Source organism: Limnofasciculus baicalensis BBK-W-15 (assembly GCF_024178385.1).
Taxonomy (GTDB): Bacteria; Cyanobacteriota; Cyanobacteriia; order Cyanobacteriales; family Coleofasciculaceae; genus Limnofasciculus; species Limnofasciculus baicalensis.
In genome coordinates, this window is the sequence record NZ_JAMZMM010000557.1 from 1 (window position 1) to 2,869 (window position 2,869).

At 41.3% G+C, this 2,869-nt stretch carries 3 protein-coding genes; 1 reads left to right on the forward strand and 2 read right to left on the reverse strand.

The annotated features are described in order from the left end of the window. Nucleotides 1–105: 105 nt before the first annotated feature. Nucleotides 106–888 (forward strand): pantothenate kinase, encoded by a 783-nt coding sequence (locus NJ959_RS28035; protein WP_254015049.1) that lies wholly within the window; start codon nt 106–108, stop codon nt 886–888. Nucleotides 889–977: 89 nt separating this feature from the next. On the opposite strand, the gene ispE is transcribed toward NJ959_RS28035, so the two are convergent. Together ispE and rsmA are read right to left on the reverse strand one after the other, a co-directional pair. Next, the gene (gene ispE / locus NJ959_RS28040) at nt 978–1,919 is read right to left on the reverse strand and encodes a 4-(cytidine 5'-diphospho)-2-C-methyl-D-erythritol kinase (protein WP_254015050.1); all 942 of its coding nucleotides are present in this window, start codon (nt 1,917–1,919) and stop codon (nt 978–980) included. Nucleotides 1,920–1,984: 65 nt separating this feature from the next. Further along, entirely contained in the window at nt 1,985–2,824 is an 840-nt protein-coding gene (rsmA, locus tag NJ959_RS28045) for a 16S rRNA (adenine(1518)-N(6)/adenine(1519)-N(6))-dimethyltransferase RsmA (protein ID WP_254015051.1), read from the reverse strand. Between the last annotated feature and the right edge of the window lie 45 nt (nt 2,825–2,869).

Consider the following 2,869-nt stretch of genomic DNA (forward strand, 5'->3'; position numbering starts at 1 on the left):
GGATGGAAGTTTGATCTTTTTAATGGGTAAGTCCTAAGATCAGAATGTTTTTGCCTAAATCCTGCTAAAATATGATTCCTCAATATCTCTAATCTCGACAATCTCGTGGCACAAAGCTGGCTCGCATTAACCATCGGCAATTCCCGACTCCATTGGGCTTGGTTTGTTGGCGCTAACCTTCAAGAAACCTGGGATACTAAGTATTTACCCATAGAAATTCTAGATCAATTAATCCAACGTTGGGTATCTGGTATTCTGGCAGCAGAATTATTACCACCTTTATTAGTTTCTACTTTAGACAGCCAAATTCCTCTATATATTGCTTCAGTAGTACCAGCTCAAACCAAATTATGGCAAACTTATCCACATACTAAAATTATTACCCTAGATAGTATTCCCCTATTAGGACTTTATCCTACATTAGGAATCGATCGCGCTTTAGCCTTATTAGGTGCAGGGGAAACTTACGGTTATCCGATACTAGTCATTGATGGGGGAACCGCACTAACATTTACAGGCGCTAATCGTAACCGAAATCTAATTGGTGGAGCAATTTTACCAGGAGTGAAGTTACAGCTAGAGTCTCTATCCCAACGCACAGGAGCATTACCCGCTATCCAACTACCCACGGATTTACCACCTCGCTGGGCAAAGGAAACCTCAACTGCGATCGCAAGTGGTGTACTTTATACAATATTAGCAGGAATTCGCGACTTTATTACCGACTGGCACGATTGGTTTCCAGATAGTAAAATTGCGATAACTGGTGGTGATGCTAATTTGTTACTGACTTCTCTAGAAACCCAATATCCAGAAATAAAAGATCGCTTAATTCCCGATTTCCGATTAATTTTTTGGGGAATCCGCTCGCTTGTTGTTAGTTGTTAGTTGTTGGTTATATGACAAAAACTCTACATGACTTATCTTAATCATCTTTAATCTCGATCCAAATCGTTAAAAACCTAACCGCTGAATCCTTAAATAACCTGAATTCCATGCTTCGATAAGCGACTCACCCAAAAACCCAAATCTGGTGCAGAAATTGCCCTCTTAACTTCCTGTAAAATTCTCTGTGCTTCCCCTTCCGACTGACATAGAGCAAACACAGTTGGCCCAGAGCCAGACATCATCGTACCTAACGCACCACTGCGCTCAAATGCTTTTCTTAATTGTAATACTTCCGGGTAATTTGGTAAAACTACCTTCTCTAAATCATTGTAAAGAAGTTTCCCAATTTCTCCCATATTATCATTCAAAATTGCTTGTACCATTGGTCCAGAATGGACTCGATGGGCACGAGCTTCCAAACTATTAGCATCCCGAATATAAGTATCCCCAAACTGAGAACGATAAGTTTGATAAGCCCAAGGAGTTGAAACCGCTAGATTCCGATATTTTGCCAAAACCACATAGAGAGAATCTAAACTAGGTAAAGGATCTAATTCCTCACCCCTACCCGTAGCAATTGCAGTGCCCCCCGCCAAACAAAAAGGGACATCTGAACCTAATTTTGCTGCTAAATCTTGTAATTCTGGCTGAGTTAATCCCAACTGCCACATCATATCTAAGCCCACTAAAACCGCCGCCGCATCCGTTGAGCCACCTGCCAATCCAGCCGCAACTGGAATATTCTTTTTGATATTAATTTCCACACCACCAAATTGAGCAAAGCGCTCCGGAAAATTATCGGCAATTAATTTAGCAGCACGATAGGCAAGATTACTATCATCTTGCGGTACTTCGGCATCTTCACAGTGAACTTGAATCGATTGAGTACCAATAGCCCGTAAGTCAATTTTGTCCGCTAAGTCAATACTTTGCAAGATCATCACTAGTTCATGATAACCGTCCGCGCGATCGCCTATAATTTCCAAATATAGATTAATTTTGGCAGGAGCAATCAAAGAATAAGAACGCATTATTTTTGTTTTTTAGAGAACAACAAATAACCAAAAACCAACAACCAACAACTAATAACCAACAACTAATTATTTAACTTATTACATAGAGCCACCCACTGTTCCACACTTAAGTCCTCAGCGCGAACTTGGGGGTTAATATTTAATTGTTCCAGCAATTGGGTCAGTTCAGGGATCTCGATCGTAGATTTTAAATTATTTCTTAACATTTTCCGCTTGCTGGCAAACCCCAATTTGACTAAATTTTCCAACTTCTTCGGTTCATCGGCTCCTGGTTGCACCTGTCGGGGACGCAATCTCACTACAGCAGAATCTACCTTGGGAGGTGGATAGAAGGCTTTGGCGGGGACATCGGCGATAAATTCACACTCTGCTAGATATTGTACCCGTACTGATAAAGCACCGAATGCCCGGGAACTCGGTTTAGCGTATAATCTTTCTGCTACTTCTTTTTGCACTAGTAACACAATTAACTCAAAAGGATTTAAGGCTGGTTGAGTAATAGTGCCCAATAGTTTTTCTAGGATTGGTCCAGTGATATTATAAGGAATATTAGCAACAACTTTATTAGGATTTTGGAACTTGGGTAAGGAGGCAAGATAAGTTTCTAAGTCAAGAGTAAGGAAGTCACCTTGTAACAGTAAAAAATTCTCAATTTGACCTAATTGCTTAACTAAGTTTTTGCACAAGTCGCGGTCAATTTCAACAGCAACCACTGACTCGACTTCCGGTAACAAGCGACGAGTAAGAATCCCCGTACCCGGACCAATTTCCAAAATGCGATCTGCTTGCAGCAGCGCTTCGCTATCGCCCTTCTGCAACTGAGCCGCTGCTACAATGCGATCTAGCGCTTTCTCGCTACGAAGCCAATGTTGACCAAATTGTTTGCGGGTTTTCAGATTCATGCCCCAATTTTAAATAGTTTCACCAACACCCACTCCCCACTCCCC